General features: G+C 42.0%; 22 protein-coding genes and 6 pseudogenes. 21 read left to right on the top strand and 7 right to left on the bottom strand.

Annotation, left to right across the window (positions count from 1 at the left end; all coding sequences use genetic code 11):
* Window positions 1–38: 38 nt before the first annotated feature.
* Window positions 39–305: a phosphocarrier protein HPr gene (locus FNL97_RS12725; RefSeq protein ID WP_041269604.1), complete on the top strand. Its 267-nt coding sequence runs from the start codon at window positions 39–41 to the stop codon at window positions 303–305.
* A complete protein-coding gene (ptsP, locus tag FNL97_RS12720; protein WP_062677457.1) occupies window positions 305–2,026 on the top strand; it encodes a phosphoenolpyruvate--protein phosphotransferase in 1,722 nt (573 codons plus the stop codon). Before FNL97_RS12725 ends, ptsP begins: the two co-directional genes overlap by 1 nt.
* Before the next feature lie 100 nt (window positions 2,027–2,126).
* Here the strand turns inward: ptsP and FNL97_RS12715 are convergent.
* Both FNL97_RS12715 and FNL97_RS12710 read right to left on the bottom strand, forming a co-directional pair.
* Window positions 2,127–2,342 (bottom strand): annotated as a pseudogene (locus FNL97_RS12715) (GNAT family N-acetyltransferase); the annotation flags it as partial.
* An 86-nt stretch (window positions 2,343–2,428) separates the two neighbouring features.
* A complete protein-coding gene (locus FNL97_RS12710) occupies window positions 2,429–2,623 on the bottom strand; it encodes a YbxH family protein (protein ID WP_062677478.1) in 195 nt (64 codons plus the stop codon).
* A gap of 168 nt (window positions 2,624–2,791) precedes the next feature.
* On the opposite strand from FNL97_RS12710, the gene FNL97_RS12705 reads away from it, so the two are divergent.
* The 3 genes from FNL97_RS12705 (at window position 2,792) to odhB (ending at window position 9,209) form a co-directional block, all read left to right on the top strand.
* Complete coding sequence (locus FNL97_RS12705; RefSeq protein ID WP_062677456.1) at window positions 2,792–4,765, top strand: methyl-accepting chemotaxis protein; 1,974 nt, start codon at window positions 2,792–2,794, stop codon at window positions 4,763–4,765.
* A 300-nt stretch (window positions 4,766–5,065) separates the two neighbouring features.
* Complete coding sequence (locus FNL97_RS12700; protein ID WP_143415894.1) at window positions 5,066–7,924, top strand: 2-oxoglutarate dehydrogenase E1 component; 2,859 nt, start codon at window positions 5,066–5,068, stop codon at window positions 7,922–7,924.
* Window positions 7,925–7,949: 25 nt separating this feature from the next.
* Window positions 7,950–9,209: a 2-oxoglutarate dehydrogenase complex dihydrolipoyllysine-residue succinyltransferase gene (gene odhB, locus FNL97_RS12695; protein WP_143415893.1), complete on the top strand. Its 1,260-nt coding sequence runs from the start codon at window positions 7,950–7,952 to the stop codon at window positions 9,207–9,209.
* Between the two features lie 115 nt (window positions 9,210–9,324).
* Here the strand turns inward: odhB and FNL97_RS18745 are convergent.
* Window positions 9,325–10,034 (bottom strand): annotated as a pseudogene (locus FNL97_RS18745) (RNA-guided endonuclease TnpB family protein).
* Window positions 10,035–10,337: 303 nt separating this feature from the next.
* Between FNL97_RS18745 and FNL97_RS12685 the strand changes: the two are divergent.
* A complete protein-coding gene (locus FNL97_RS12685) occupies window positions 10,338–10,898 on the top strand; it encodes a cupin domain-containing protein (RefSeq protein ID WP_015863264.1) in 561 nt (186 codons plus the stop codon).
* Between the two features lie 272 nt (window positions 10,899–11,170).
* Window positions 11,171–11,476, top strand: a pseudogene (gene tnpA, locus FNL97_RS12680) (IS200/IS605 family transposase); the annotation flags it as partial.
* 20 nt (window positions 11,477–11,496) lie between these two features.
* Here tnpA and FNL97_RS12675 read toward each other — a convergent pair.
* Complete coding sequence (locus FNL97_RS12675; protein ID WP_143415144.1) at window positions 11,497–12,375, bottom strand: IS982 family transposase; 879 nt, start codon at window positions 12,373–12,375, stop codon at window positions 11,497–11,499.
* 100 nt (window positions 12,376–12,475) lie between these two features.
* On the opposite strand from FNL97_RS12675, the pseudogene FNL97_RS12670 reads away from it, so the two are divergent.
* The 10 genes and pseudogenes from FNL97_RS12670 to FNL97_RS12625 all read left to right on the top strand — a co-directional run.
* Window positions 12,476–12,580 (top strand): annotated as a pseudogene (locus FNL97_RS12670) (transposase); the annotation flags it as partial.
* A 12-nt stretch (window positions 12,581–12,592) separates the two neighbouring features.
* Window positions 12,593–13,702, top strand: coding sequence for an RNA-guided endonuclease InsQ/TnpB family protein (locus FNL97_RS12665; RefSeq protein ID WP_012748945.1), 1,110 nt, complete (start codon window positions 12,593–12,595; stop codon window positions 13,700–13,702).
* 518 nt (window positions 13,703–14,220) lie between these two features.
* A complete protein-coding gene (locus FNL97_RS12660) occupies window positions 14,221–15,006 on the top strand; it encodes an SDR family oxidoreductase (RefSeq protein ID WP_143415892.1) in 786 nt (261 codons plus the stop codon).
* Between the two features lie 136 nt (window positions 15,007–15,142).
* Window positions 15,143–16,009 (top strand): NAD(P)-dependent oxidoreductase, encoded by an 867-nt coding sequence (locus FNL97_RS12655; protein WP_015863266.1) that lies wholly within the window; start codon window positions 15,143–15,145, stop codon window positions 16,007–16,009.
* Between the two features lie 291 nt (window positions 16,010–16,300).
* Window positions 16,301–16,516: pseudogene (locus tag FNL97_RS18915) on the top strand (acyl-CoA dehydrogenase family protein); the annotation flags it as partial.
* Window positions 16,517–16,534: 18 nt separating this feature from the next.
* Window positions 16,535–17,314, top strand: coding sequence for an SDR family oxidoreductase (locus tag FNL97_RS12645; protein WP_062678320.1), 780 nt, complete (start codon window positions 16,535–16,537; stop codon window positions 17,312–17,314).
* Window positions 17,315–17,332: 18 nt separating this feature from the next.
* A pseudogene (locus FNL97_RS12640) lies at window positions 17,333–17,752 on the top strand (AMP-binding enzyme); the annotation flags it as partial.
* A 111-nt stretch (window positions 17,753–17,863) separates the two neighbouring features.
* Window positions 17,864–18,430 (top strand): TetR/AcrR family transcriptional regulator, encoded by a 567-nt coding sequence (locus FNL97_RS12635; protein WP_062678318.1) that lies wholly within the window; start codon window positions 17,864–17,866, stop codon window positions 18,428–18,430.
* Between the two features lie 118 nt (window positions 18,431–18,548).
* Window positions 18,549–18,737: a 3-hydroxyacyl-CoA dehydrogenase NAD-binding domain-containing protein gene (locus tag FNL97_RS12630; protein ID WP_286173370.1), complete on the top strand. Its 189-nt coding sequence runs from the start codon at window positions 18,549–18,551 to the stop codon at window positions 18,735–18,737.
* 42 nt (window positions 18,738–18,779) lie between these two features.
* Window positions 18,780–19,754 (top strand): quinone oxidoreductase family protein, encoded by a 975-nt coding sequence (locus FNL97_RS12625; RefSeq protein WP_015863272.1) that lies wholly within the window; start codon window positions 18,780–18,782, stop codon window positions 19,752–19,754.
* 36 nt (window positions 19,755–19,790) lie between these two features.
* Here FNL97_RS12625 and FNL97_RS12620 read toward each other — a convergent pair whose 3' ends face one another.
* Together FNL97_RS12620 and FNL97_RS12615 are read right to left on the bottom strand one after the other, a co-directional pair.
* On the bottom strand, window positions 19,791–20,939 hold the full coding sequence (locus FNL97_RS12620) for an aminotransferase A (RefSeq protein WP_143415890.1): 1,149 nt from the start codon (window positions 20,937–20,939) through the stop codon (window positions 19,791–19,793).
* A gap of 186 nt (window positions 20,940–21,125) precedes the next feature.
* Window positions 21,126–21,353, bottom strand: coding sequence for an IDEAL domain-containing protein (locus tag FNL97_RS12615; protein ID WP_015863274.1), 228 nt, complete (start codon window positions 21,351–21,353; stop codon window positions 21,126–21,128).
* A 201-nt stretch (window positions 21,354–21,554) separates the two neighbouring features.
* Here FNL97_RS12615 and corA point away from each other — a divergent pair, with 201 nt between their 5' ends.
* From corA to FNL97_RS12595, 4 genes are all read left to right on the top strand, one after another.
* Entirely contained in the window at window positions 21,555–22,532 is a 978-nt protein-coding gene (corA, locus tag FNL97_RS12610) for a magnesium/cobalt transporter CorA (RefSeq protein ID WP_062678312.1), read from the top strand.
* A gap of 72 nt (window positions 22,533–22,604) precedes the next feature.
* A complete protein-coding gene (locus FNL97_RS12605; RefSeq protein ID WP_015863276.1) occupies window positions 22,605–23,159 on the top strand; it encodes a TIGR00725 family protein in 555 nt (184 codons plus the stop codon).
* 79 nt (window positions 23,160–23,238) lie between these two features.
* Window positions 23,239–23,889: a glycoside hydrolase domain-containing protein gene (locus tag FNL97_RS12600; protein ID WP_143415889.1), complete on the top strand. Its 651-nt coding sequence runs from the start codon at window positions 23,239–23,241 to the stop codon at window positions 23,887–23,889.
* A 137-nt stretch (window positions 23,890–24,026) separates the two neighbouring features.
* Window positions 24,027–24,932: a chemotaxis protein gene (locus FNL97_RS12595; RefSeq protein ID WP_143415888.1), complete on the top strand. Its 906-nt coding sequence runs from the start codon at window positions 24,027–24,029 to the stop codon at window positions 24,930–24,932.
* 164 nt (window positions 24,933–25,096) lie between these two features.
* Here FNL97_RS12595 and FNL97_RS12590 read toward each other — a convergent pair whose 3' ends face one another.
* Window positions 25,097–25,531: a YkyB family protein gene (locus tag FNL97_RS12590; RefSeq protein WP_015863279.1), complete on the bottom strand. Its 435-nt coding sequence runs from the start codon at window positions 25,529–25,531 to the stop codon at window positions 25,097–25,099.
* Window positions 25,532–25,676: the final 145 nt, after the last annotated feature.

The following is a 25,676-nucleotide window of genomic DNA, read 5'->3' as shown; positions in this document are numbered from 1 at the left end:
TGACAAATGAAAAAATAAGGAAAAGGGGAATGACGACAATGACTGAAAAAGTGTTTACAGTAACTTCAGAATCTGGAATTCACGCTCGTCCAGCAACTATACTTGTACAGACAGCAAGCAAATTCAACAGCGATATTCATTTAGAATACAACGGAAAAACGGTAAACTTAAAATCGATTATGGGCGTTATGTCTTTAGGAATTCCAAAAGGCGCTGAGATTAAAATTACTGTGGAAGGGGCAGATGCAGCAGAAGCAATGGCAGCATTAACGGAAACATTATCTAAAGAGGGTCTTGCACAATAATGATAAAAACCATTCAAGGAATTGCTGCATCGAGCGGTATTGCCATCGCAAAGGCATACCGCTTAGAGACCCCTGATTTTGTTGTAGAGAAAAAAGTTGTTTCCGATCCGCAGGCAGAAGTTGCACGTTTCGAAGCAGCAGTGGCGAAAGCAACAGAAGAGCTAGAAATCATCAAGCAACATGCTTTGCAACAATTAGGGGAAGATAAAGCTGCGATTTTTTCTGCTCACCTGCTTGTATTAAATGATCCAGAATTATTAAATCCAGTCAAAGAAAAAATTAAGACAGAGCAAGTGAACGCGGAATACGCGTTGAACGAAACGGCGACGATGTTTATTTCCATGTTTGAAGCAATGGATAATGAGTATATGAAGGAACGCGCCGCTGATATTCGCGATGTAACGAAACGTGTACTTGCTCATTTACTTGGAGTTACGATTTCCAATCCAAGCCTTATTTCCGAAGAAGTTGTGATTATTGCCGAAGATTTAACTCCATCCGATACAGCTCAATTAAACCGCCAATACGTAAAAGGGTTTGCAACCGATATCGGAGGACGTACATCCCATTCTGCCATCATGGCGAGATCGATGGAAATTCCAGCTGTTGTCGGTACGAAGCAAGTGACAGCAGAAGTTCAAAATGGTGATGTTGTGATTATCGATGGATTGGATGGACAGGTTATTGTCAATCCATCGGATGAGGTGCTCGCACAATATGAAGAAAAACGCGCTCGCTATGAAGCGCAAAAAGCAGAATGGGCAAAACTTGTACATGAAAAAACAGTGACAAGCGATGGGTATCATGTGGAACTAGCTGCTAACATCGGTACACCAGATGATGTCAAAGGAGTACTCGAAAACGGAGCCGAAGGAATCGGATTATACCGCACGGAATTTTTATACATGGGCCGTTCCGAACTGCCAACAGAGGAAGAACAGTTTGAAGCGTATAAAACAGTGCTTGAACGAATGGAAGGAAAACCTGTTGTTGTTCGTACGCTTGACATCGGCGGGGATAAAGAGCTTCCATATTTGGATCTTCCAAAAGAAATGAACCCGTTTTTAGGATTCCGTGCCATCCGTCTTTGCTTAGAAATGCAGGACATGTTCCGCACGCAGCTTCGCGCTTTGTTGAGAGCGAGCGTATATGGCAATTTGAAAATCATGTTTCCGATGATTGCAACGCTTGATGAATTCCGTCAAGCGAAGGCGATTCTTTTAGAGGAAAAAGAAAAATTGCAGCGCGAGGGTGTACCAGTGGCTGACGATATTGAAGTCGGCATGATGGTGGAAATTCCGGCGGCAGCTGTACTTGCCGATCAATTTGCTAAAGAAGTAGATTTCTTTAGCATTGGCACCAATGACTTAATTCAGTATACGATGGCAGCAGACCGCATGAACGAACGCGTTTCTTATCTTTACCAACCGTATCATCCAGCTATTTTGCGCCTTATTAGCAATGTGATTGATGCGGCACATAAAGAAGGAAAATGGGCTGGAATGTGCGGTGAAATGGCAGGCGATGCGATCGCCATTCCGATTTTGCTCGGTTTAGGGCTCGACGAGTTTAGTATGAGCGCAACTTCTATTTTGCGCGCACGTTCGCAAATGAAAAAATTATCAAAAGAAGAAGCGGCGCGCTTTAAAGAAACCGTCCTCTCGATGAGCACAGCGGAAGAAGTAGTTGCATTTGTGAAACAAACGTTCCATATAGAATAATGAATTAGCGGTGGATGCATCCACCGCTAATTTGCTTAAACAAGAATAGAAGATGTTGATTCATAGCCAAATCGCTGCCGTACGGTAAATCCTTCTTGAATTATCCATGATGTTTGAATGGATTGCGCCATTCCATCAGCACTGCATAATTTAGCGACTCTTCGTCTTCTAAATAGTTTTCAATCACTTGAAGCGGTGTACGGCCGCAACGCAATAAAAATGTAATGACAGGGTCCTTTAGTTCCCCTTTCAATACTTTTTCGAGATATTGTGTTGCTGATAAACGATCAGCGTGCCGATGATAACCAGGCATTCTCCTTTTTTATAAATCTATTATTTAACATCATATAGGAGTTATGGCAGGAACGGCAAGAAAAACTGCTGTTTTCCACAGCGGTTTTGTTAATAAATCCCTCGTTTTTCCATATAATCATCAATTAATGTTTCGATTTGTTGTTCGTTCGGCTTTTCTCCTGCAAAAGTGAATGTTAATTCATCAACCAACACTCCATCCCGGTATACGTGCAATGCTCCTTTTTGATGAATGACGCTATATTCGATGTCGAATATATAGCCATCTCGCTCCATCGCCCCCATATCGTTCACTACCTTTTTATCAAACAGGATATGTTTTATATTGTTCCATTTCCGTTCGTATTTCATACTGTTATAAGAATTTGCTCCTATAGACGCACGACGATAGTCCCTTTTATAATAATACAAGGTTCGACAAAAAACGAGATACATAAAGGGGAGAAACTGGCTGTGTTTAAAACATTGCGGACGAAACTCATCGTATTAATGGCATTGTTAATGATTGTTTCATTAGTGGCTACCCAGATTGTCGGGGTCGTTGAAACGAAAAAAATGATCCAGCAAGATGCTGAAAAACGTGCGCAATCCATTATAAAAAGGGCGGTTGGGGATGTTCGTGACAGTTTTCAAAGCGAGGAAAATAGTTTGCTGCAATTTAGTGAATCACCTGTTGTAGCGAAAATGATCAAAGATCGCCATTCATGGCCAGCGCTTGACCAAGAATTTCGCACGTTTTTAAAAATCCACGAAAATGTTCAACTTGCTTATATTGGAACGGCTGATAAAAAAATGTATACGACGCCGGCAGCCGAGTTGCCTGACAGTTATGATCCAACATCGCGTCCATGGTATAAAAAAGCGGAAGAAAATCCGGACAAAGTAGTTTGGACAGAGCCTTACGTCGATGCAATAACGGGAAAGAATATTATTACATTGGCCAAGGCGGTAAAAGAAGGTGGTCGTGTTGTTGCTGTACTAGGAATTGATATGACATTAGATGAAGTTGCAAAAATTGTAAATAATATTGATGTTGGCTATCATGGATATCCAGTATTAGTTGATCAAAATGGAATTGCCGTTGTGCACCCGCAATATAAAGGAAAAGATATGTCGAAAAACGCTGCTGTCAAACATATGTTGAAAAATAAAAGTGGTTTATATACATATACGCTTGAAAACGAAAAGCGCCTTATGTATTTTACGACTATTCCTGAGCTAGGATGGAAAGTTGGTACCGTATATAAAGAGAAAGATTTATTTGCTGTCAGTCGGTCGATTGCCACAAAAATGATGATCATTACGATTGTGGCTGTACTTATTGGCATCATCGCTATTTATTTTCTCGCCCGCTCCATCGTCAATCCGGTAGTTGCACTTCAACACCAAGCGGAAAAAGTGGCGGAAGGCGATTTAACGGTGCACGTCCAAGTAAAATCAAAAGATGAAATCGGACAATTAGCGAATCATTTTAATCAGATGATTTCACAAATGCGGGCGCTGATCCACCAAGTCAATGAATCAGTAGCAGAACTAGCGGCTTCCGCTGATCATCTCAGCGCTGTTTCTGAGGAAACAATGGCGACAAGCGAACAAGTTGCAAGCGCCATTAACGATATTGCGAAAGGAACGACAGAGCAAGCAAGCGATTTAGACACGATCAATGAACGAACTACAGCGCTTTCGAAGCAGATTGAAACAGTTACGCAATCGGCGGCAAATATGCAAACATTATCGAATGAAACAAAAGAAGCTAGTTATAACGGGCTGGAAAATTTAAATGTGCTGCAATTAAAATCGGATGAGGCGAAAAAAGAACTATTGGCGGTTGAAAAAGTGATGAACGACTTAGTAGAAAAAATGAAACAAATTGATGAAGTGATCCAAACGATTACCGCTATTTCTGAACAAACGAATTTACTCGCTTTAAATGCCAGCATCGAAGCGGCAAGAGCAGGAGAACATGGAAAAGGATTTGCCGTTGTAGCGGAAGAAGTGCGTAAGTTAGCGGAACAATCAGCAAAAGCAACAGAGCTAATTCGTCAAACGATCGCTATGATTCAACAACAAGTCGATCTAGCGATGCAAGCGGTTAGTTATTCTAAAGATATGTACGAACAACAGCAACAAGCTGTCCATACAACAGGGGATTCATTTGTAAAAATTACGGCAATGATGGAAGAATTAACGGCGGCTGTTGCTAATATTACAGATGAAGCAAACCGGATGAACGAAAGCAAAGATGTCGTGATCGAAGCAATGCAAAATATTTCTGCCATCGCTCAGCAATCTGCAGCAGCTACAGAGGAAGTGGCAGCATCAGCTGATGATCAGCTGCAAGCATTGAGCACAGTGACGGAATCGGCAGAAAAATTAAGTGACATGGGAAGACAGTTACAAAAATTAGTCGAAAAGTTTAAACTATAGTCTTTGCTTTATTTCATTGGTCATTCTGCGGCAATACATATGTGTTGCCGCTTTTTTTCTTATGTTTTTAAACTCAATTAAAAAAAATAAGTATTATGTGACGATTTTTAGTTTTTAATCATCGATTTTAATGAATAATAATGTTAAAATATAGATTGAAAACGTTTATAACGTTATTTCTTTGTTTATTTGGGAACAATGGATGCGAGCGGGTATCATCTCCGCTTCGTATTTACGCTATGCGTGCGAAGCCGGCTCGCAATCATCCCAAATGAATGAAATAGTTGGAGGTTTTTCATAATGACAAAGCAGACGATGAACTACGCAGAACCATGGAGTCAATTTTATGGCCCGAACCTTGGATACGTGATGGAAATGTATGAGCAGTATCTAGAGGATCCGGACAGCGTAGATCCCGAATTGAAACAATTGTTTAAGGAGTGGGGAGCACCGACAACGGAAGCAGAACGGTTTGATCATAGCGAGAGTGCCGCCAAAACTTATCAAACGTTCCGGCTTCCTGAGAATCCAACCATATTCAGCAAACTTGTTGCTGCTGTAAAACTAGCTGATAAAATTCGCCATTATGGCCATCTAGCAGCGGATATCAACCCATTAAATACCCAAAATAAAGATACGCGCCGTCTTGAATTAAGCGAATTTGATTTAACGGAAGATGATTTAAAACAAATTCCTGTCGCATTTATTTGTCCGCATGCGCCTGCGCATGTGAAAAATGGATTGGATGCTATTAACCATTTGCGGAAAATCTACACGGATAAAATCGCTTTCGAATTTTCACAAGTACATAACTTAGAAGAAAGAAATTGGTTAATTAGCCAAATTGAATCAGGAGCATATTACCCAAGTCTGACAAACGAAGAAAAAGTGGCGCTGCTCCGCCGCCTTACGGAAGTGGAAGGGTTTGAAAAGTTCCTTCATCGTACGTTTGTCGGCCAAAAACGTTTCTCGATCGAAGGATTAGATTCGATGGTTCCACTATTAGACGAACTTATCCGCCATTCCATTGAAGAAGAAGTGAAAGCAGTTAATATCGGCATGGCGCATCGCGGCCGCTTAAACGTGCTTGCTCACGTCCTTGGAAAGCCATATGAAATGATTTTTGCTGAGTTCCAACATGCGGAAAGTAAAGATTTCATGCCGTCGGAAGGATCGGTAGCGATTACATATGGCTGGACGGGAGATGTGAAATATCATTTAGGGGCAGCCCGCCGTCTTCGAAACAAAAATGAACATACGATGAGAATTACATTGGCAAACAACCCAAGCCATCTAGAAGTGGTTAATCCTGTTGTTTTAGGGTTTACGCGTGCTGCTCAAGAGGATCGCACGAACGCGGGCGTGCCGTCTCAAGATACCGATTCGTCGTTTGCCATTATGATTCACGGAGACGCGGCATTTCCTGGGCAAGGCATTGTAGCCGAAACACTAAACTTAAGCCGTTTGCAAGGATATCAGACAGGCGGATCGATTCATATTATTGCGAATAATATGATCGGTTTCACAACAGAAAGCCATGATTCTCGTTCTACGAAATATGCATCTGATATTGCAAAAGGTTTTGAAATACCGATTGTGCATGTGAACGCCGACGATCCGGAAGCATGTTTAGCAGCGGCGAACCTTGCGTTTGCCTATCGTAAGCGTTTTAAAAAAGATTTTGTTATCGATTTAATTGGCTACCGCCGTTTCGGTCATAATGAAATGGACGAACCGATGGCGACAAACCCAACAATGTATAGCATTATTCAACAACATCCAACCGTTCGTCAACTTTATGCGCAAAAGTTGATTGAAAAAGGAATTGTTACTAAAGAAGCTGTAGAAGAGATGGAACGAGAAGTTGCGGAACGATTGAAAATCGCGTATGAAAAAGTTCCAAAAGACGAGTCAAAGCTTGATTTTATCATGGATCCGCCGAAACCGGTAGCATGCAAATTGCCATTTGTAAAAACATCGGTAGAAAAAGATGTATTGCGCCGGTTGAATAAAGAACTGTTGCAGTTTCCTTCTGATTTCCATGTATTTAATAAGTTAGAACGCATCTTAAAGCGCCGTGAAGGCGTGTTTGACGGCAAAGGGAAAATTGACTGGGCGCACGCGGAGATTCTTGCCTTTGCAACGATTTTGCGTGATGGTGTTCCAATCCGTCTTACTGGTCAAGATTCACAGCGCGGTACGTTCGCCCAACGTCATCTTGTGTTGCATGATATGAAAACAGGTAAAGAATTTGTTCCGCTTCACCATATTAGCGATGCGAACGCTTCATTCGTTGTTTACAATAGTCCACTGACAGAAGCGGCGGTGCTTGGTTACGAATATGGGTATAACGTCTTTGCGCCGGAAACGCTCGTTTTATGGGAAGCACAATTTGGCGATTTCGCGAATATGGCGCAAGTGATGTTTGATCAGTTTATTTCATCTGGACGGGCAAAATGGGGGCAAAAATCTGGTCTTGTTATGTTGCTTCCACATGGGTATGAAGGACAAGGTCCGGAACATTCAAGCGGTCGTTTAGAACGGTTTTTACAACTAGCAGCGGAAAATAACTGGACGGTCGCTAATTTATCAACTGCTGCTCAATATTTCCATATTTTGCGTCGACAAGCCAGCATTTTACGGTGGGAGGAAGTTCGCCCATTAGTGCTGATGACGCCAAAAAGCTTGTTGCGCCATCCGTTAGCGGCATCTGATGCGGAAGAGTTTACGAATGGTCAATTCCATCCTGTGCTTGAACAAAAGGGACTTGGCGAAAACCGTGAAAAAGTAGAAAGAATTATTTTAAGCACTGGAAAATTGACGATTGATTTGGCAGAACAAATCAACAAAATGGAAGGGCTAGACTGGCTTCACGTCGTGCGCGTAGAAGAATTGTACCCATTCCCGAAAGAAGAACTCCAAGCAATTTTTGCTCGCTATCCAAACGTAAAGGAAATTGTATGGGTTCAGGAAGAACCGCAAAACATGGGAAGCTGGTGTTATGTCGAACCGAGATTGCGTGAAATTGCTCCAGAAGGAGTAGATGTAAGCTACATTGGCAGACGCAGACGGGCAAGCCCTGCAGAAGGTGATCCTGTCGTTCATCGAAAAGAGCAAGAGCGTATTATTCAATGTGCATTAACGAAAAAAGAGCAATAATGCAAGATTTGAGGAGGGCATCAACGTGGCTGAAGTCAAAGTTCCAGAATTAGCAGAATCTATTACGGAAGGGACCATTGCACAATGGTTGAAAAAACCTGGTGATCATGTAGAAAAAGGTGAATCGATTTGCGAATTGGAAACAGATAAAGTGAATGTAGAAATCATGGCTGAGGAATCAGGAGTATTGCAACAAATTTTAGCAAACGAAGGCGACACTGTCGCAGTAGGCCAGGCTATTGCAGTGATCGGCGAAGGACAGGAAGCTGCGCCTAGCAATCAAGAAGAACCAAAACAAGCAGCACCAGAAAACCTACAAGCGACAAACGTGCAAGCAGAGGAAATCGAAAAACAGCCGTTATCGGCTAGTCAGCCGACGCAGCGTCCGATTGCTTCACCGGCGGCGCGAAAAATCGCGAGAGAAAAAGGAATCGACTTGGCGCAAGTTCCTACCGTTGACCCGTTAGGACGGGTTCGTAAACAAGATGTGGAGTCATTTGCGCAACAACAATCAAGACCACAAGCAACCCTAACAACACCGGTTCAACAACCGGCTTCATCAGTAGTGAAGCAAGATGATGGGAAGCCAGTGATCCGTGAAAAAATGTCGCGCCGCCGCCAGACAATTGCTAAACGCTTATTAGAAGTGACACAATCTACGGCGATGTTGACAACGTTTAATGAAATTGATATGTCAGCTGTCATCGAATTACGAAAACGGAAAAAAGATAAATTTTTCGAAGAACACGACGTGCGTCTTGGATTTATGTCTTTCTTCGTGAAGGCAGCTGTGGCAGCATTGAAAAAATATCCTTATGTGAATGCCGAAATTCAAGGTGACGAAATTATTTTGAAAAAATACTATGATATTGGGGTTGCTGTTTCAACGGACGAAGGCTTAGTCGTTCCAGTGGTGCGGGACTGCGATCGGAAAAATTTTGCCGAAATCGAAAGAGATATTGCTGAATTGGCGGCAAAAGCGCGTAGCAATAAACTATCGCTAAGCGATTTGCAAGGAGGAACGTTTACCATTACAAACGGCGGGGTATTCGGTTCGCTCTTCTCTACTCCGCTTCTTAACGGACCGCAAGTTGGTATTTTAGGCATGCATTCGATCAAGCTTCGTCCGGTTGCGATTGACGAAGATCGAATCGAGAACCGCCCAATGATGTATGTGGCGCTATCATATGACCATCGAATTATTGACGGAAAAGAAGCAGTCGGCTTCTTAAAAACGGTAAAAGACTTGATCGAAAATCCAGAAGACCTTCTATTAGAAAGCTGATAAAAAGGAGGCAGGCTCCAAAAAACGCTTTTGGAGCCGCCTCTTTTTTCGTTCATGGGAAATAATGAGCAGCTGTCAACTACCCAACGGCTAAAGCCGTGGGCTTGCAACTAGCCTAATTGGCTGCCGCGTTCGGCTGGTTGACAGCAGCCCTGCGGATGTTTTCCGCAGCCACGTTGTCGGCAGGGGCAGCGTACCCACAAGCTCGACAACAAAACTGATCCCTTGACGGTCTGTTTTCTTTGGCCACATGTCCGCAAACCGGACAGGTGCGGGAAGTATTTTTTGGATGAACCAATACCACCGGCACGCCAGCGATCGCCGCTTTATACTCAATAAACTTTCTCAACTGATAAAAAGACCAAGAAGAGTGTTGACGACGCTGTTGCTTTTTAACCGTTTTCTCGGTGCGTTGGCGGATGCCCTTTAAATCTTCAAGGGCAATGCCGCATCCGAGTGCCTTTGCCTTTTCAACAATCTTCTTGCTAATGCAGTGGTTCACATCACGGGCAAATAGTTTTTCCTTCTTGGAACGCCATACACGATGGCACCGGTTTCTTTAAAGTTATGCAAGGTTTTTTTATCCAAACGATAGCTTTCCGACACTTTGCCGATGGCACGAACGGTCATTTGGGCAGAGAGGCCAAATTTTTCCCTGACGTCATAGTAGCAAAGCCGCTGGATTTTCGTTTTGGAAAAGGTTCTGGAGCGAAAAGCAATCTCGCTAATATAGTTGCATGCTTGGTTAAACCGTTTCATTGTTTCCAGCAGCGCATGAAACTGTTCAAGAGTTGGCATTAATTTAATCTTGAGAGTGCAGAGCATTCTTGATTCACCTACCTTTCTAAATCCAGTGTACTTATATTGAACGAAAAATTCAATATATACTGAAAATATAAACCCCGCCTTCCTCCCACAGCTAAAGCAGTGTGCTTCCGACGGATGTTCTCGTGAAAAAAACACATATATACATGACTAATATGTGTTCCCCTTTTTTAAAGGGCCATTTAATTGAGTACCATGTTTTGGACCAATAACGATTTCTTTAAATAAATAACCCTGAATTTAAGTAAATTCCTTGAACATAGTGCATAGGATAATTTATAAATCTGCGAAGGAGTGAGAAAAATGTACTATGTTCCTTTTATGTATCCATATCCTTATTATATTAACGTACCAATGTATAACTATGGAAGACAGCCTGTTTACTGGTCTATTCCTAATGAGATAGGGCATGCAAAACGATTGGATTTTTTGCAATCATCAAAGGGAAGAGATAAAATTGAGTTAAAAGATTATGGACCAAAACCGTTTGTAGTTAATATCAACGAGGCTGCGAAGCAAAACAATACGTATCGTACCGCTTTATGGACAGGAAATCATTTGCAAGTTACATTGATGAGTCTCAATGTTGGCGAAGATATCGGTTTGGAAATTCACCCTGACGTGGATCAATTCTTACGTATTGAACAAGGTCAAGGGATTGTTCAAATGGGCAAGAGTAAAGATAATTTAAACTTTGAAAGAAAAGTCTATGATGATTCTGCCATTATGATACCTGCCGGAACATGGCACAATGTAATCAATATAGGTAATATCCCGCTAAAACTTTACTCGATATATGCACCTCCAGAACATCCACGTGGTACTGTACATGTAACAAAAGCCGATGCTATGGCAGCTGAATAAAACTACTGTAAGTAATAAAAAGAAGAACGTGGTTGCTATTATTAGTCTTGCGAATTAGGGAACTATTTTGTATGTTTGTTATTCAATTAATGAGAGCGATGCTTAATAAGGGGCATCGCCTTTGCTATTTTAACATCTTTCCGAAAGAAGTCTCCCACTTCTAAACGAAGTGAAAGTGGGAGATGAATTTCGGTTAGGTATAGCCTAAAATTGTCTCTTTTTTGTGTGTTATGATATAATCAGTTTTAGAAAAATGAAAGGCTGTTGTATCAATGAAATTAGACAATAATAACCATTCAGTGTTCCTATTGTATTATCATCTTGTGCTGGTTGTAAAATATCGCAGACAAGTGATTGATGATACCATATCTGACTATGCAAAAGATATGTTTGTGAGATTGGGTAAAAATTACAATATTTCCTTGGTCGAATGGAATCACGATATGGACCATGTGCATATTTTGTTCAAAGCACATCCAAATAGTGAATTATCCAAGTTCATCAATGCCTATAAAAGTGCAAGTTCTCGACTGATCAAAAAGCATTTTCCGCAAGTGAAAAGAAAACTATGGAAAGAACCCGTGGTGCTAGTTGAGCTTTAGCGCTCAACTAGCCCAAGTGTAACCAGGGAATAAGCTAACAATATACCGTCTAGTGCCACTTCAAATCCGATAATCGAATTGGCTCGGATCCCCGTGATGCGATAGTGGTCAACCAGAACCGAGAACACCGTCTCGATCACTTTGCGTTTTTGTTGGATCCATTTCTCCCATGCCTCGGACGCACGATGTTTCTGGTTTTTTCGAGACGGAGTCCAAAGCGCCATTTGGTATTCTTCGTACAGCCTTTTTTGCAAGTCACGGCTAATGAATCCTTTGTCCCCAAAGTTATACGGGTGGGGAATTTGGGTCATCACGCTTTCGGCTGCGATTCGATCGTGGCAAGATGCTTCCGTCACCACATACCCCATTGGCAGCCCTTGATCGGTCACTTGAAGGTGTAGCTTCAACCCGTAGTACCATTGCTTTTTGGAAGCGCAATACCCGATGTCGGCGATCTCTTGAAACCGTTTGACGCGATGCATTCTTGCCGTATGGCACAATGGGAGCGGCAAGCTGTCCACGACGGCATAGGCATGATGTTGGCCACGTTTTGCCAGCTCATGGCGGATCCATTTGATAGCGAAGCCAAGCGCCCGGCAGCGGCGGTTATACCGGGAACGTTCGAGAAACGAGCCGTTTGTGAACAAATTTCCCGTGACAAAACGATGCCACGCCCGTTCAGAAGTAAAACCGAGCAGCTTTCCTAAAAGATGAATGGCGATGATGACAGCGTCCTCTTGCTTGACCAAATGGCGATTTCGACGATGAAGATGCACCTGAATGCATGAAAGTTGAGCAGAAACAAAAACGAAAATGGCGGCATATTGCTTTTGAATCTTGGCCCGATCTGTAGTAAAATGAAAGTGCTCTTGCATAGGGATCCTCCTTTTTAATGGTTGGTTGCACTTTCATTTTAAGGGGATCCTCATGCAAGGGCTATTTTTATGCTTGTTTGAGTTTATCTAGCACCACGGGTTATGGAAAGAATATTTTTGGTCAAGAAGCTTTTGCCTGCTTACAACGGGTGGTGCGCCCATTGAAGTAATCAAAAAATATATCGAAAATCAAGGTATGAAGTGATGTGGTGTCGATATGGCAAACAAAGCCTATCAGTTCCGTCTATACCCAACAAAAGAACAAGAAGAATTGCTCGCCAAAACCTTCGGTTGTGTCCGTTTTGTGTATAACAAAATGCTTGAAGAACGCATACAAATGTTTGAAAAGTTCAAGGACGATAAAGAATCCTTGAAACAACAAACATTTCCGACCCCTGCCAAGTACAAAAAGGAGTTTCCTTGGCTAAAAGAAGTGGACAGCCTTGCGCTGGCAAATGCTCAACTAAATTTGCAGAAAGCGTTTCAACACTTCTTTTCTGGCCGCGCTGGATTTCCCAAGTTCAAAAACCGCAAGGCGAAACAGTCGTACACCACAAATATGGTAAATGGCAACATCAAGCTTTCAGATGGCTATATCAAGCTGCCCAAACTGAAATGGATCAAGTTCAAGCAACACCGGGAGATTCCTGCCCACCATATCATCAAGTCTTGTACGATCACGAAAACCAAAACAGGAAAATACTATATTTCTATTCTCACAGAGTACGAACATCAACCTGCCCTAAAAGAAGTACAAACGGTTGTTGGGCTTGACTTTTCCATGAGTACGCTGTATGTCGATAGCGAGGGTAAGAGAGCCAATTATCCTCGATTCTATCGCAAAGCATTGGAAACATTAGCGAAAGAACAGCGTAAATTGTCTCGTAAAAAGAAAGGCTCGAATCGTTGGCACAAACAGCGTCTGAAAGTAGCGAAGCTGCATGAGAAAATTGCCAACCAGCGCAAGGACTTTCTGCATAAGGAGTCGCACAAATTAGCGAAACGGTATGATTGCGTGGTCATCGAAGACCTCAACATGAAAGGGATGTCACAAGCCCTCCATTTCGGTCAAGGCGTTCATGACAACGGCTGGGGCATGTTCACCACTTTCCTTCAGTACAAGCTGGCCGAACAGGGGAAGAAGCTGATCAAAATCGACAAATGGTTCCCTTCGTCCAAAACGTGTTCGTGCTGCGGTCGAGTCAAGGAGTCTCTATCGCTTTCTGAACGGACATTCCGCTGTGAATGTGGATTCGAGAGCGACAGGGACGTCAATGCGGCCATCAATATCAAACATGAGGGCATGAAACGATTGGCGATCGTCTAATTTGTCCTCGAACCGTGGGGCACACGGGGATCGCTCGGTCAACTTCCCATCATGAGATGGGATTACCCGAGAAGCCCCCACCTCTAAGCGAAGCGTAGGTGGTGGGAGTATGTCACTTAAACGATCCCTTCATCATTTGTTGGTGTCGCATAGATGCAGAATGGTTGGCTAACGGATGGCGATAGTTGAACAAGACATACAAAAAAGACCGATTGATTTCGGTCTTCTTTCTGTGGTTTAAAAATCAACATTAGAATTTAACAGAGCCTTTTTGAAAAAAGCGATGCATATCAGCGTATCACTTCTTTAGATAGAACAAGAGATTTGTACGGCATTATCCCCTACAGGTATACAGCGAAAAAAAAAGAACATTTGGTATGATGTTGGATTCTACCCGGGGGGATTTTTTGTGCAAAGAAAGGACAACCCCTTTTTAATCTATACAAGAAAGAAGGAAAATCACTAAAATGTAGCGAATAACTTTAAATAAAAACATGTATAACTGAGGAGGAAAAGCTATGGAGTTGCGCTTGTCGGGGAAAACAGCACTTGTCGTCGCTTCCAGTCAAGGTCTTGGTAAAGCAATTGCCCGTCAGCTTGTGCTCGAAGGGGCAAATGTCATGATTACAAGCCGAAATGAAGAGAAGCTGCAAGAGGTGGAAAAAGAATTACGTGATTTACATAAAGGACAAGTCGCCCACCTTCAAGCAGATATTACGAAGGCAGAAGATATTCATCGTCTTGTGCAAAAAACGGTAGACATTTATGGAACCATCGATTTATTGGTGAACAACGCCGGGGGGCCTCCTGCGGGAACATTTGAAACGATCAGCGACGAAGATTGGTATCATGCGTTTGAATTGAATTTGCTTAGCTATATCCGCATGATTCGGGAAGCGCTTCCGTACTTAAAGAAAAAAGGAGGAAAAATTGTCAACATCGCTTCTTCCTCCATTAAAGAGCCGATTCCGGGGCTGCTTTTATCGAATACATTCCGCACTGGCATCGTTGGTTTGACGAAAACATTAGCTTTTGAATTCGCACCGTACAACATTTTAATTAATACGGTAGCACCGGGACGAATCGCAACAGAGCGGGTCGCATTTTTAGACAAAATCAATGCGGAAAAACTGGGAATTTCGAAAGAAGAAATGGAAGCGCGCATGAAAAGTATGATTCCTCTTGGCCGTTACGGCACACCGGAGGAATTTGCCAATGTCGTTACATTCCTTCTTTCAGAGGCAAACACATATATCACAGGGCAGTCTCTTATTGTTGACGGCGGGATGGTAAAAGCGATTTAATATAGTGCGATGAGGAATTCAATCAAAATACAGCCGCTTTTGAAAAAAGAAAGATAGCGCCTTGGTTCATTTCCAAGGTACTTTTTTATGTTATGATAAACATGATTCATTCAAATGCAGGGAGGGGAAGAAGACAATGAAAACAATCGGCTTTATCGGTCTTGGTGTGATGGGAAAAAGCATGGCTCGCAATTTGCTAAAAGCAGGTTATCCTCTTCTTGTTTACTCACGAACAAAAGAGAAAGCGAACGATCTTATTGAAGAGGGAGCAGTTTGGAAAGAAACAGTTGCTCAACTTGCAAAAGAAGCGGATGTTGTCATCACAATGGTTGGATATCCAAAAGATGTGGAGGAAGTATATTTTGGAGAAGAAGGCATACTGGCAAACGTAAAAGAAGGTACATATGTGATTGATATGACCACATCTACTCCGACGCTTGCGGAAAAAATTTATCAGGCGGCGAAAGAACGAAATGTTTATGCGCTTGATGCTCCTGTTTCAGGCGGAGATATTGGCGCAAAAGAAGGAAAATTAACGATTATGGTTGGCGGAGATGAAGAAGTATTTTCCGCGTGTAAACCGATTTTAGAAAGATTGGGAACGAACATTGTTCATCAAGGAAAAGCAGGTGCGGGCCAACATACAAAAATGTGCAATCAAATCGCAATTGCATCGAACATGATTGGCGTTTGCGAGGCGCTTGCCTATGCGAAGCGTTCAGGATTGGATCCGTTTAAAGTGCTAGAAAGCATCTCCCAGGGAGCGGCGGGAAGCTGGTCGCTGAGCAATTTAGCCCCTCGCATGCTTTCCGGCGATTTCAAGCCAGGCTTTTATGTGAAGCATTTTATTAAGGATATGAAAATTGCGTTAGAGGAAGCAGAAAAAATGAATTTGCAACTGCCAGGGCTTGCGCTTGCGAAATCGATGTATGAAGAACTGGCAAAGGCAGGGGAAGAAAACAGCGGCACGCAAGCTTTATATAAGCGATATATCCAAGAATAAGCAGACATCATCTTTATGATGATGTCTTTTTTGTTATTTATCTAAAAATATTGAATATTTTTATAAATAAGGGTATAGTAAAGATAAGGTTACATACTAACCGGTTAGTATAGAAGGGGATGGGAAAAAATGGATTTTTCGTATTCACCGAAAGTCAAAGAGCTGATTAAAAAGTTAAGCGCTTTCATGGAAGGTTACATTTATCCAAATGAAAAGGTGTATAAGGAGCAACTAAACGCACAAGAATCGAGATGGTCTGTTCCGCCGATTATGGAGGAATTAAAAGCAAAGGCGAAAAAAGAAATTGCGATGATTAAAGTGGTAGCGCCAAACGTTGCCTTAAAAGTGATTGACCGGGCCATCCAGGCATTTGGAGCCGCAGGAGTCAGCGATGACTTCCCGCTTGCCGCTCAATGGGCGAATGCGCGCACATTGCGTCTTGCCGACGGGCCGGATGAAGTGCATAAAGAGCAAATCGCCAAATTGGAATTACGACAATATCAATAAAAAAGGGAGAGAAATAGCATGCATGTACTAGATTTGTTTAAAATATCTGGAAAAACGGCGATCGTTACCGGAGGAGGGAGAGGGCTTGGCGAACAGATCGCCATCGGCTTGGCGGAAGCAGGAGCAAACGTCGTTATATGTTCGAGAAAATTGGAAGCATGTGAACAAGTGAAAGAAAAGCTAGAACAGCTTGGCGTAAAAGCGCTTGCATTAAAATGCGATGTCACGAATCCAGAGGATGTACAGCGCGTCGTGCAAGCGACGGTCGATGAATTTGGGCAAATTGACATTTTAGTCAATAACAGCGGCGCGACGTGGGGGGCGCCGGTAGAAGAAATGCCGCTTGAGGCATGGCAAAAAGTCATCAATGTCAATGTGACCGGAACGTTTCTCATGAGCCAGGCGGCCGGCAAAGTAATGATCAAACAGCGGAGCGGCAAAATCATCAATATCGCTTCTGTCGCAGGGCTTGGCGGAACGAATCCGGAAATATTAAATACCATTGGTTATAACACAAGCAAAGGGGCTGTTATTACGTTTACGAAAGACTTGGCCGTAAAATGGGGAAGATACGGAATTCATGTCAATGCAATCGCACCGGGGTTTTTCCCAACGAAAATGTCCAAAGCCGTCCTTGAGCAAGTGGGACAGAAAGTGCTGCAAAATACGCCGTTAGGACGATTTGGCGGGGAAGATGATTTAAAAGGAGCGATATTATTTTTAGCGTCTCCGGCCTCCGATTTTGTGACAGGATCGTTAATCGTTGTCGATGGCGGAAGCCACGCCTCAGGATCTTAAAAAAGGAGGAATGGGAAAATGAATGAAAAGAAAGCGGCGGCATTATATCCAGAGCATGTATCGTTTCAGTTTGATATTCCCAACATCACATTAGAAGGATATGTAACGATCGTCGATCGGAAAAAAGATATGATTATTGCCGGCGGTTACAATATTTATCCACGTGAAATTGAAGAGGTGCTTTACGAACATCCGGCAGTAAAAGAAGCGGTGGCGATCGGCGTGCCAGATAAGTACCGCGGTGAAACGGTAAAAGCGATCATCGTATTAAAAGATGGAAAAGAAGCAACAGAAGAAGAAATTATCGCGCATTGCCGCAAAAATTTAGCCGCCTACAAAGTGCCTCACATTGTCGAGTTTCGCGCCGAATTGCCAAAAACAAACGTTGGTAAAATTTTGCGCCGCGCTCTTCGCGAAGAGGCGCTCCGTTCAAAATAAAGAAAGAAGTGCGTTCTTCCAAAAGCGGTCAAGTTACATGCTTGTTGTCTTATTGGCTTGACCGTTTTATGATAATGGCAGGAATAAACATGACAAGAAAGGTGGAAGAGCGTGAAGGAAAAAATTATGGCGGCAGGCATTACGCTATTTGAACAAAAAGGATTTAGCGAAACTTCCATTCAAGATATTGTGGATATGCTCGGCGTGACAAAAGGAACATTTTACTACTATTTTAAAAGCAAAGAAGAATTATTAATGGATATCCATCTTCGCTATATTGAAGCACTGCTTGAAAATCAAAAGAGAATTATAGAGGATTCTACAAAAACAATAAAGGAAAAAGTGTTTGAAATCGTCTATATGCTTATTCATAACATTGAAAAACAAGGAAGACAGGCACGTATTTTTTTCCGGGAAATGAAACATTTAAATGAAGATCATTTAAAGAAAATTGTAGAAAAGCGGGATTTGTTTCGTTACAATCTGCAATTGTTAATAGAAGAAGGGATGAGAAACGGCGAGTTCCGTGACGATTTGCCGCCTTCCATTGCAACGTTGACCGTTTTAGGAGCGGCAAACTGGAGCTACCAATGGTTTCAGCCGGATGGGAAATTGAGCGATTTCGAAGTGGCGAAACATATGGTTTCGATTTTACTGGAAGGAATAGAGAAAAAGTAAAGAGTGCGGCTGCTTGGTGTTTGCATGCCAAGTAGCTTACTTTAAACATACTAACCGGTCAGTAAAAACGAGGGATAAAGGATGAAGATTCAACGTATCGCTGTAGTCGGGCGGTTCAATGGGACATCAAATCGCGATGCTTTGCGCGCTTGGAGGATATGAAACAACATTGCACGATATTCAAGAACAAGCGCTGCAAAGAGCAAAAGCATTACTGGAGAATATGATGAACAGATGGGCGAAAAAGGAAAAAATGCTGAAGATGCGTAACCGCCGCATTGCCGATGAGCAAAACAAAATGCACTAAATAATTCGCTCTTAATGATGTTAATGGAAAGGAGAATGAGAGATGAAGGTGGTTCAATTTACCGAATATGGCGGTCCGGAAGTACTGCAAATGGTTGAGATGGAACGCCCGATTCCAACCGGACGTCGCGTGCTTATAAAAGTGGAAGCGATTGGAGTAAACTATGCGGACACCGCACGTCGGGAAGGACATTATGTCGTTCCGACTCCGCTTCCGTTTATACCAGGAGCGGAAGTGGCTGGAGTCGTGAGCGAAGTCGGCGAAGATGTTACCTCTGTTCATATCGGGCAGCGTGTCGTTGCGTTAATCGAATCAGGTGGGTATGCTGAATATGTCAACGTAGATGAGCGTGGAGTGATTCCTATTCCCGATGAACTTGATTTTCAGCAGGCAGTTGCTCTTCCTGTTCAAGGATTAAGCGCGTACCATATTTTAAAAACGATGGGCCGTTTAGAAGAAGGAGAGACGGTATTGATTCATGCTGCGGCAGGGGGAGTTGGAACGCTCGCTGTTCAGCTTGCGAAAATTTTTCGTGCCGGAAACATTATCGCTACGGCTAGCACCAAAGAGAAAAGAGCACTTGCTAAACAGCTTGGAGCGGATGCAACAATCGATTATACCAAAGAAGGATGGAAGGACGAGGTTCTTGAATATACGAACGGAAAAGGAGTAGATGTGGCGTTAGAGATGGCAGGAGGAGATATTTTTCACCAGACGCTCGATTGTTTAGCTCCATTTGGACGGCTTGTCGTTTATGGTGTGGCGAGCGGTCAATTTACACGCATGAATCCAGCGCGTCTGATGGGAAAAAATTTATCTGTCATCGGCTTCTTTTTGCCGCAAATAATGAGAAAATCAGAGTTGTATCAACAAAGTTTGCAAGAATTATTGACCTATGTTCAAACAGGAAAACTGATATTGGCGATTGGCGGTGTTTATCCGCTCGAGCAAGCGGCTGAAGTACATCGTCTTCTTCAATCACGAAAAACGCATGGAAAGCTCATCCTTGTTCCATAGGGAAAGAAGAAAACAGTGAGTACGGTCAACAAGTACTCACTGTTTTTCTTTGAGATATCGTTCTAGACGATCTAGCCCTTTCTTAAGGGTATCTAGTGAATAAGCATAAGAAAGGCGTACATATCCTTCCCCATATTCGGAAAAGGCGCTGCCAGGAACGAGCGCGACACCAGCTTTATTCACAACATCAAGCGCAAAATCGAAAGACGATTGACCGAAAGCGGCGATAGATGGAAATAAGTAAAAGGCACCGCTCGGTTTTTCTACTTCCAGTCCCATTTTGATTAGACGATGGTAAGCATATTCCATTCGTTCTTTGTATTGGGAGCGCATCGTTTCCGCGTCATTTTTTCCTGCTGTTAAGGCGGCAAGCGCAGCTTTTTGAGACACAGATGATGTGCATGAGACGCTGTATTGGTGTACTTTGATCATATGTTTTGTAACGAAAGATGGAGCGAATACGAATCCGATCCGCCATCCTGTCATCGAGTGGGATTTGCTCAATCCATTAATAACGATTGTTTGTTCGCGCAACCATTTTGCGATCGAATGGTGTTCGCCATTATAAACGAGTTCGCTATAAATTTCGTCTGAGACAATCCAAATTGGCCGCCCCTTTACTAGCTCGGCGATTTTCTGAAGTTCTTGTTCGGACAGAGTGACTCCGGTAGGATTCGAAGGGTATGGGAGTACGATACAACGAGTCCGTTCATTTAAGTAAGGAGCAATTAATTCAGCAGATAGACGAAATCCGTTCGACCGTGTATCGACATAGACCAGTTTTGCTCCACATAATCGGATCAGCGGTTCGTATCCTGGATAAACAGGACCTGGCAAAATTACTTCTGTTTCTTCTTCTAAAATGGTGCGAAATGTAATGTCAAGCGCTTGGCTTGCTCCAACGGTGACAATTACTTCGTCAGAATCGTAATATAACCCGTATTTTTCAAGAATAAAATCACATGCAGCTTGGCGCAGTTCAAGAAAACCAGCGTTATGCGTATACGTTGTAAAATTATCTGTAATTGCCTCTTTTCCTGCTTCTTTTATATGTTCAGGAGTGGGAAAATCCGGCTGCCCAATCGTTAGTGAAATCAAATCGGGACGGTTGGCAACCATGTTAAAAAATCTACGAATACCGGATATTTCAATATTTTTTACACGTGAATGTATAAGATGTTCCACCGATTGCTCATCCTTCCGTTATCATCGTTTGATCACATTTTATCATGTTTGACGATTGGATGAGAATGGGGAAAAATAAAAGTGAGCCGCCTCCATTTTTCTTTAATAAATTTTGGAAGAAGCGGCTCACCTTATTATTTGACCATATGACTCAGACGTTTCACACTCGAACATTTTTCTCTCCTCTTAAGCACCATGTTTTTTTAGAAGCTCATTATATTGTGCGGAAAGTTCTAAAAAGAGTGGCTTATTTCGCGTCATAAGCGCTTCGTCAATCTTTTCCATCAGTTTTTGTTTTTGAAACTGGAATATTGCTTGTTGTAATATTTTTTCCGCCAGCGGGCCATAATTACTTTTTTCTTCCATTTGGCCAGGTAAAATAGCACCTTCGTGAGGATATTGTTTTTCGTACATATGTGATTCCTCCCTACCTGGGAACAAATAAGTTCCCTTTTTTATATTATCCTCATTTTTAATAAAAAAGTAAAGAAAATTTTGATAAATATTCTTTGGTATTTTTCTACACCATGCATATCCTCTTTTTTGTTGGGATGTAATCTATTTTTGGTTATCATATGTAAAGGAAAGTAGATTATGGATAGTAAGGTGATTTGTATGATTCGGACATGTGTCATTACAAAAGAATTTGAGGTTATCTATGATGTTCCGCTTTCATTTGTAAATAGTCCAGATGTTTCATGGTATTGGGTTGATTTTCATGAACCGACTGAGAATGAAGCAAAGTTGTTGGCTGATTTTTTCCACTTCCATCCTCTTGCGATTGAAGACTGTTTAGAATATGTACAACGCCCAAAGCTTGATTTTTATGATCGGTATTTATTTGTTGTTTTGCATGCCATTGATGGAAATTCGCTCGAAGCGGAGGAAGTCGATTTATTTGTTGGGCAAAATTTTGTCGTGTCTTTTCATAAACAATCGATTCATGCGGTGAATGAAGTATGGACACGAATCAAAAACGATGAAGATTTCCAGCAAGGACCGTTCCATGTGATGTACCGTATTATAGACAAGCTTGTCGATGACTATTTTCCTCCGATTTATCATATTGAAGATGTATTGAATGAATTAGAGGAAAACACAAACGATGAGGAGGTTCAAGACATTATCGAAAAAGTATTTGATATTCGCAGTGACTTATCGAAGCTAAGAAGAACGATTGTACCGATGCGCGATTTGCTATACCGAATTATTCATTCCGACCGTTTTCAGCGTATGAAGGAGCGCCAATTATATTTTCACGATATTTACGACCATCTGCTGAAACTGGCGGAAATGATTGAAACAAATCGCGAAATTACGTCTGATATACGTGATAGTTATTTGTCGCTTACCTCGAACCAGATGAATACGATTATGATGACATTAACAGTAATTACGACGATTTTTATGCCATTAACGTTCATTGCCGGTATTTATGGAATGAACTTTGATAATATGCCGGAATTGCATTGGAAATACGGTTATTTTATGGTTCTTGGTGTGATGGCGGTCATTACGATTTTGATGTTTTTTTGGTTTAAACGGAACGGTTGGTTCCGATTTCTTAAAAATAATTATAAAGATAAGGAATGATGGAAACGTCTGATTGAATCTTACACTGCGTATAAATGGAATTAAGGACAAAGTATGCGAAGGAGAGATAAAATGAAGCGAATTGCTGTTATTGGGCAGTCAGGAGAAATCCCCGATGAGGTACGACATGTTGCGGAGGAAGTAGGGGCGGAAATTGCGAAGCGAAATGCCGTTTTATTAACAGGCGGGGGAAGCGGTGTGATGGAAGCGGCATCGAAAGGAGCGAAAGAAGCGGGAGGACTTGTTATTGGCATCTTAGCTGGAGATCGTATTGATGTTGCAAATGATTATATCGATATCCCCATTACAACAGGTCTTCATTTTGATTTCCGCAGTCTTATTCTTGTTCATTCCTCTGATGCGCTGATTATGATTCGTGGCGGAAACGGAACATTGGGCGAGTTATCCGCGGCATATATGAATAAAAAGCCGGTTATTATTATCGAAACGACTGGCGGTTGGGCAACGAAAATAAAAGAAGTTGCTTATGAAGGCGGCTATTTAGATGAACGGCGTACGGTGGAAATCGCGTTTTGCCATTCGGCCAAGGAAGCGGTAGAACTTGCTTTTCAACGAATCGAAGCGCCGATCGATATAACAAGAAATACAGGACGAATAGGCGATTAATCGATGTGAACGATTGTATGAAACAGGCAGTAAGCTTCATATATATGGCAGAGAGAACATTATGGAAAGGGGGAAGCTGATGGCAAAAGGTGTTTGGGGTGTCGATTCTGCGCAAGCAGTAACGGAAAAATTGTTTCAATGTGTGAAAAATGAACTTGGCTACCCAAAATTTTGGGGGCGGTATTTAATCAATGTTCCGAATGTTTCCGACGGTTTAACCAAAGAGGAAATTACACGTTTAAGAAATTACGGGATTAAAGTAATGCCTGTTTATAATGCGTTTCGTGAGGCTGTAGGATATGCAAACGGACAAGTGGCGGCACGCAATGCAGTATTCCATGCGCGGCGTCTCGGCATTCCAACAAATAAAGTATTATTTGCAAACATCGAAGATTTTTTTTCGGTCGATGCCTCATGGATTGTAGCATGGGTGGAGACGATGCATCCGACAGGTTATCGTCCAGGGGTGTATGCTGACCCGACAAAAGGCGATTTTGCTAGTGCTTATTGTGAGGCGATCCAGGCAAATAACCAAGTCGCTGTACAAACCATCATTTGGAGTTCGGCGCCAAGACCAGGGACGACAAAAGAACAAAAAGCGCCGAAATATCAGCCGGCAGCCCCGAATTGTAAAGCGAACGTTTGGGTTTGGCAGTACGGCCGTGATGCAGCATCATTTCCGGTTGATACGAATTTAGCCGATCGCAGATTGCTTGATTTTTTATATTAAAGTTTTAAGGTTGCAGTAGAAAAGACTGCAACCATTTTTTATAAATTGCAAAACAAATATAAAAAATATTGGTTCTTTATGCATTCAACAATATAATAAAATATAGACCATATTAAATAGGAAGGACATAGCGGCAAATGGAAGAAAGATCAAGCATTTTATTGGAAAGTGGTACGAACGAACTAGAAATAGTGGAATTTTTGATTGCAACTAATCGTTTTGCCATCAATGTTATGAAAGTACGCGAAATTGTTAAGCCTGCTCCAATCACAAAAATTCCACACTCCCATACGCATATTGAAGGGATTATTGAATTGCGCGGAGAGGTGCTTCCGGTTGTCGATTTAGCAAAAGTGCTTCATTTTCCACCTTCCGAAAACCCTGAGCACGATAAATTTATTGTCGCTGAGTTTAACCAACTAAAAGTTGTTTTTCATGTACATGATGTGACACGTATCCATCGGATTTCGTGGAAACAGATTGAAAAACCGTCACAAATGTATCAAGGGCTAGAAGCACAAATTATCGGTGTGGTGAAATTAGAGGGGCAAATGATTTTGTTGTTGGACTTTGAAAAAATTATTGCCGACATTAACCCAGACTTAGGAATAAACACACAGAAAATAAAAAATCTAGGGAACCGAGAACGTTCACAAAAAAAGATCATCGTGGCAGAAGATTCACCATTATTAAGGAAATTGCTGCAAGATACGTTAGCGGAGGCAGGATACGTATCGGTGGAGTTTTTCGAAAATGGGGAGGATGCTCTTCACTATTTACAATCGATTGCTGATACAGGAAAAGATATTGCGGATGAAGTGCAGCTTGTTATTACAGATATTGAAATGCCACAAATGGATGGGCATCATTTAACAAAGCGTATTCGCGAAGACGATAAGTTAAAGAAACTTCCTGTCATTATTTTTTCTTCTCTTATTACCGATGATCTTCGTCACAAAGGAGAGAAAGTTGGAGCAACAGCGCAAGTAAGTAAACCAGAAATTGGTAAACTCGTCAACATGATTGATGCACATATCTTATGAATCAATGAGACAGGGAATTTTTCATTTATATATAAAGTGGATTATCGTGCATGATCGTTTCACAAAGTCTCTAAAATAATAAACAGCCAATTCAATGCGCAGAAGCCTCTTCGATGGAGATGACACAGCTCCCACCTCTAGATGTAAAGGTGGGAGAGATTCCATCAATAGCTTTCTCCAAGGCGTTTAAATACTGGTTTTTGATACGATTTTTTTTGTTTTGGTGGAATTGGTTTGATGCCTGTATATGTTTGTAACAGTGCTTTAGCTTTGGACAACGGCATTCTCGTTGCAGGATTGCGGTAAGAGTCATTAAGTGCTCCAAGATGCGGAAGGGTTGCGAAGTCTTCTTTTGTTGGAGGAATATGAAAATAATAATCGCCGACAGCGACAAGTACATCAGACTGCTGCTGGCTATATTTCGGATTGCGAGAAAAGTGTAAGCCAACTTTTTTCGCTTTTCCTTCTTGCAGCAATTTTTCAATTGCTTTTTTCTTAAGAAGGTATAGGAAAGATGGGTTTAACGCAGTTTTTGCGTGGCGGTTTACTGTAAAAATCGCTTTTGCTATGTTATCTATTGTCGGTTCTAACGGTTCCATTAGCACGTCTCCTTTTCATTATTGATTTAGTTTAATTATACAACATGAACATATGTTTGCAAAACAGCTTTTTTGCTTGCTTTGTTTTTTATGATAGAAAAGGACGGTTGGAATACGCCGCAATAACTATTTTTGGCGGCTTTCT

Origin of the sequence: Geobacillus sp. E263 (genome assembly GCF_007197795.1) — a bacterium.
Lineage (GTDB): Bacteria > Bacillota > Bacilli > Bacillales > Anoxybacillaceae > Parageobacillus_B > Parageobacillus_B toebii.
This window is presented reverse-complemented; position numbering and strand designations above follow the sequence as displayed.

Bases quoted from the DNA above. Each gene is read 5' to 3' on its own strand.
- FNL97_RS12725 (WP_041269604.1), top strand. From the start codon at position 39: ATGACTGAAAAAGTGTTTACAGTAACTTCAGAATCTGGAATTCACGCT.
- ptsP (WP_062677457.1), top strand. From the start codon at position 305: ATGATAAAAACCATTCAAGGAATTGCTGCATCGAGCGGTATTGCCATC.
- FNL97_RS12710 (WP_062677478.1), bottom strand. From the start codon at position 2,623: ATGGGGGCGATGGAGCGAGATGGCTATATATTCGACATCGAATATAGC.
- FNL97_RS12700 (WP_143415894.1), top strand. From the start codon at position 5,066: ATGACAAAGCAGACGATGAACTACGCAGAACCATGGAGTCAATTTTAT.
- FNL97_RS12685 (WP_015863264.1), top strand. From the start codon at position 10,338: ATGTACTATGTTCCTTTTATGTATCCATATCCTTATTATATTAACGTA.
- FNL97_RS12675 (WP_143415144.1), bottom strand. From the start codon at position 12,375: ATGCAAGAGCACTTTCATTTTACTACAGATCGGGCCAAGATTCAAAAG.
- FNL97_RS12665 (WP_012748945.1), top strand. From the start codon at position 12,593: ATGGCAAACAAAGCCTATCAGTTCCGTCTATACCCAACAAAAGAACAA.
- FNL97_RS12660 (WP_143415892.1), top strand. From the start codon at position 14,221: ATGGAGTTGCGCTTGTCGGGGAAAACAGCACTTGTCGTCGCTTCCAGT.
- FNL97_RS12655 (WP_015863266.1), top strand. From the start codon at position 15,143: ATGAAAACAATCGGCTTTATCGGTCTTGGTGTGATGGGAAAAAGCATG.
- FNL97_RS12645 (WP_062678320.1), top strand. From the start codon at position 16,535: ATGCATGTACTAGATTTGTTTAAAATATCTGGAAAAACGGCGATCGTT.
- FNL97_RS12630 (WP_286173370.1), top strand. From the start codon at position 18,549: ATGGGACATCAAATCGCGATGCTTTGCGCGCTTGGAGGATATGAAACA.
- FNL97_RS12625 (WP_015863272.1), top strand. From the start codon at position 18,780: ATGAAGGTGGTTCAATTTACCGAATATGGCGGTCCGGAAGTACTGCAA.
- FNL97_RS12615 (WP_015863274.1), bottom strand. From the start codon at position 21,353: ATGTACGAAAAACAATATCCTCACGAAGGTGCTATTTTACCTGGCCAA.
- corA (WP_062678312.1), top strand. From the start codon at position 21,555: ATGATTCGGACATGTGTCATTACAAAAGAATTTGAGGTTATCTATGAT.
- FNL97_RS12605 (WP_015863276.1), top strand. From the start codon at position 22,605: ATGAAGCGAATTGCTGTTATTGGGCAGTCAGGAGAAATCCCCGATGAG.
- FNL97_RS12600 (WP_143415889.1), top strand. From the start codon at position 23,239: ATGGCAAAAGGTGTTTGGGGTGTCGATTCTGCGCAAGCAGTAACGGAA.
- FNL97_RS12595 (WP_143415888.1), top strand. From the start codon at position 24,027: ATGGAAGAAAGATCAAGCATTTTATTGGAAAGTGGTACGAACGAACTA.
- FNL97_RS12590 (WP_015863279.1), bottom strand. From the start codon at position 25,531: ATGGAACCGTTAGAACCGACAATAGATAACATAGCAAAAGCGATTTTT.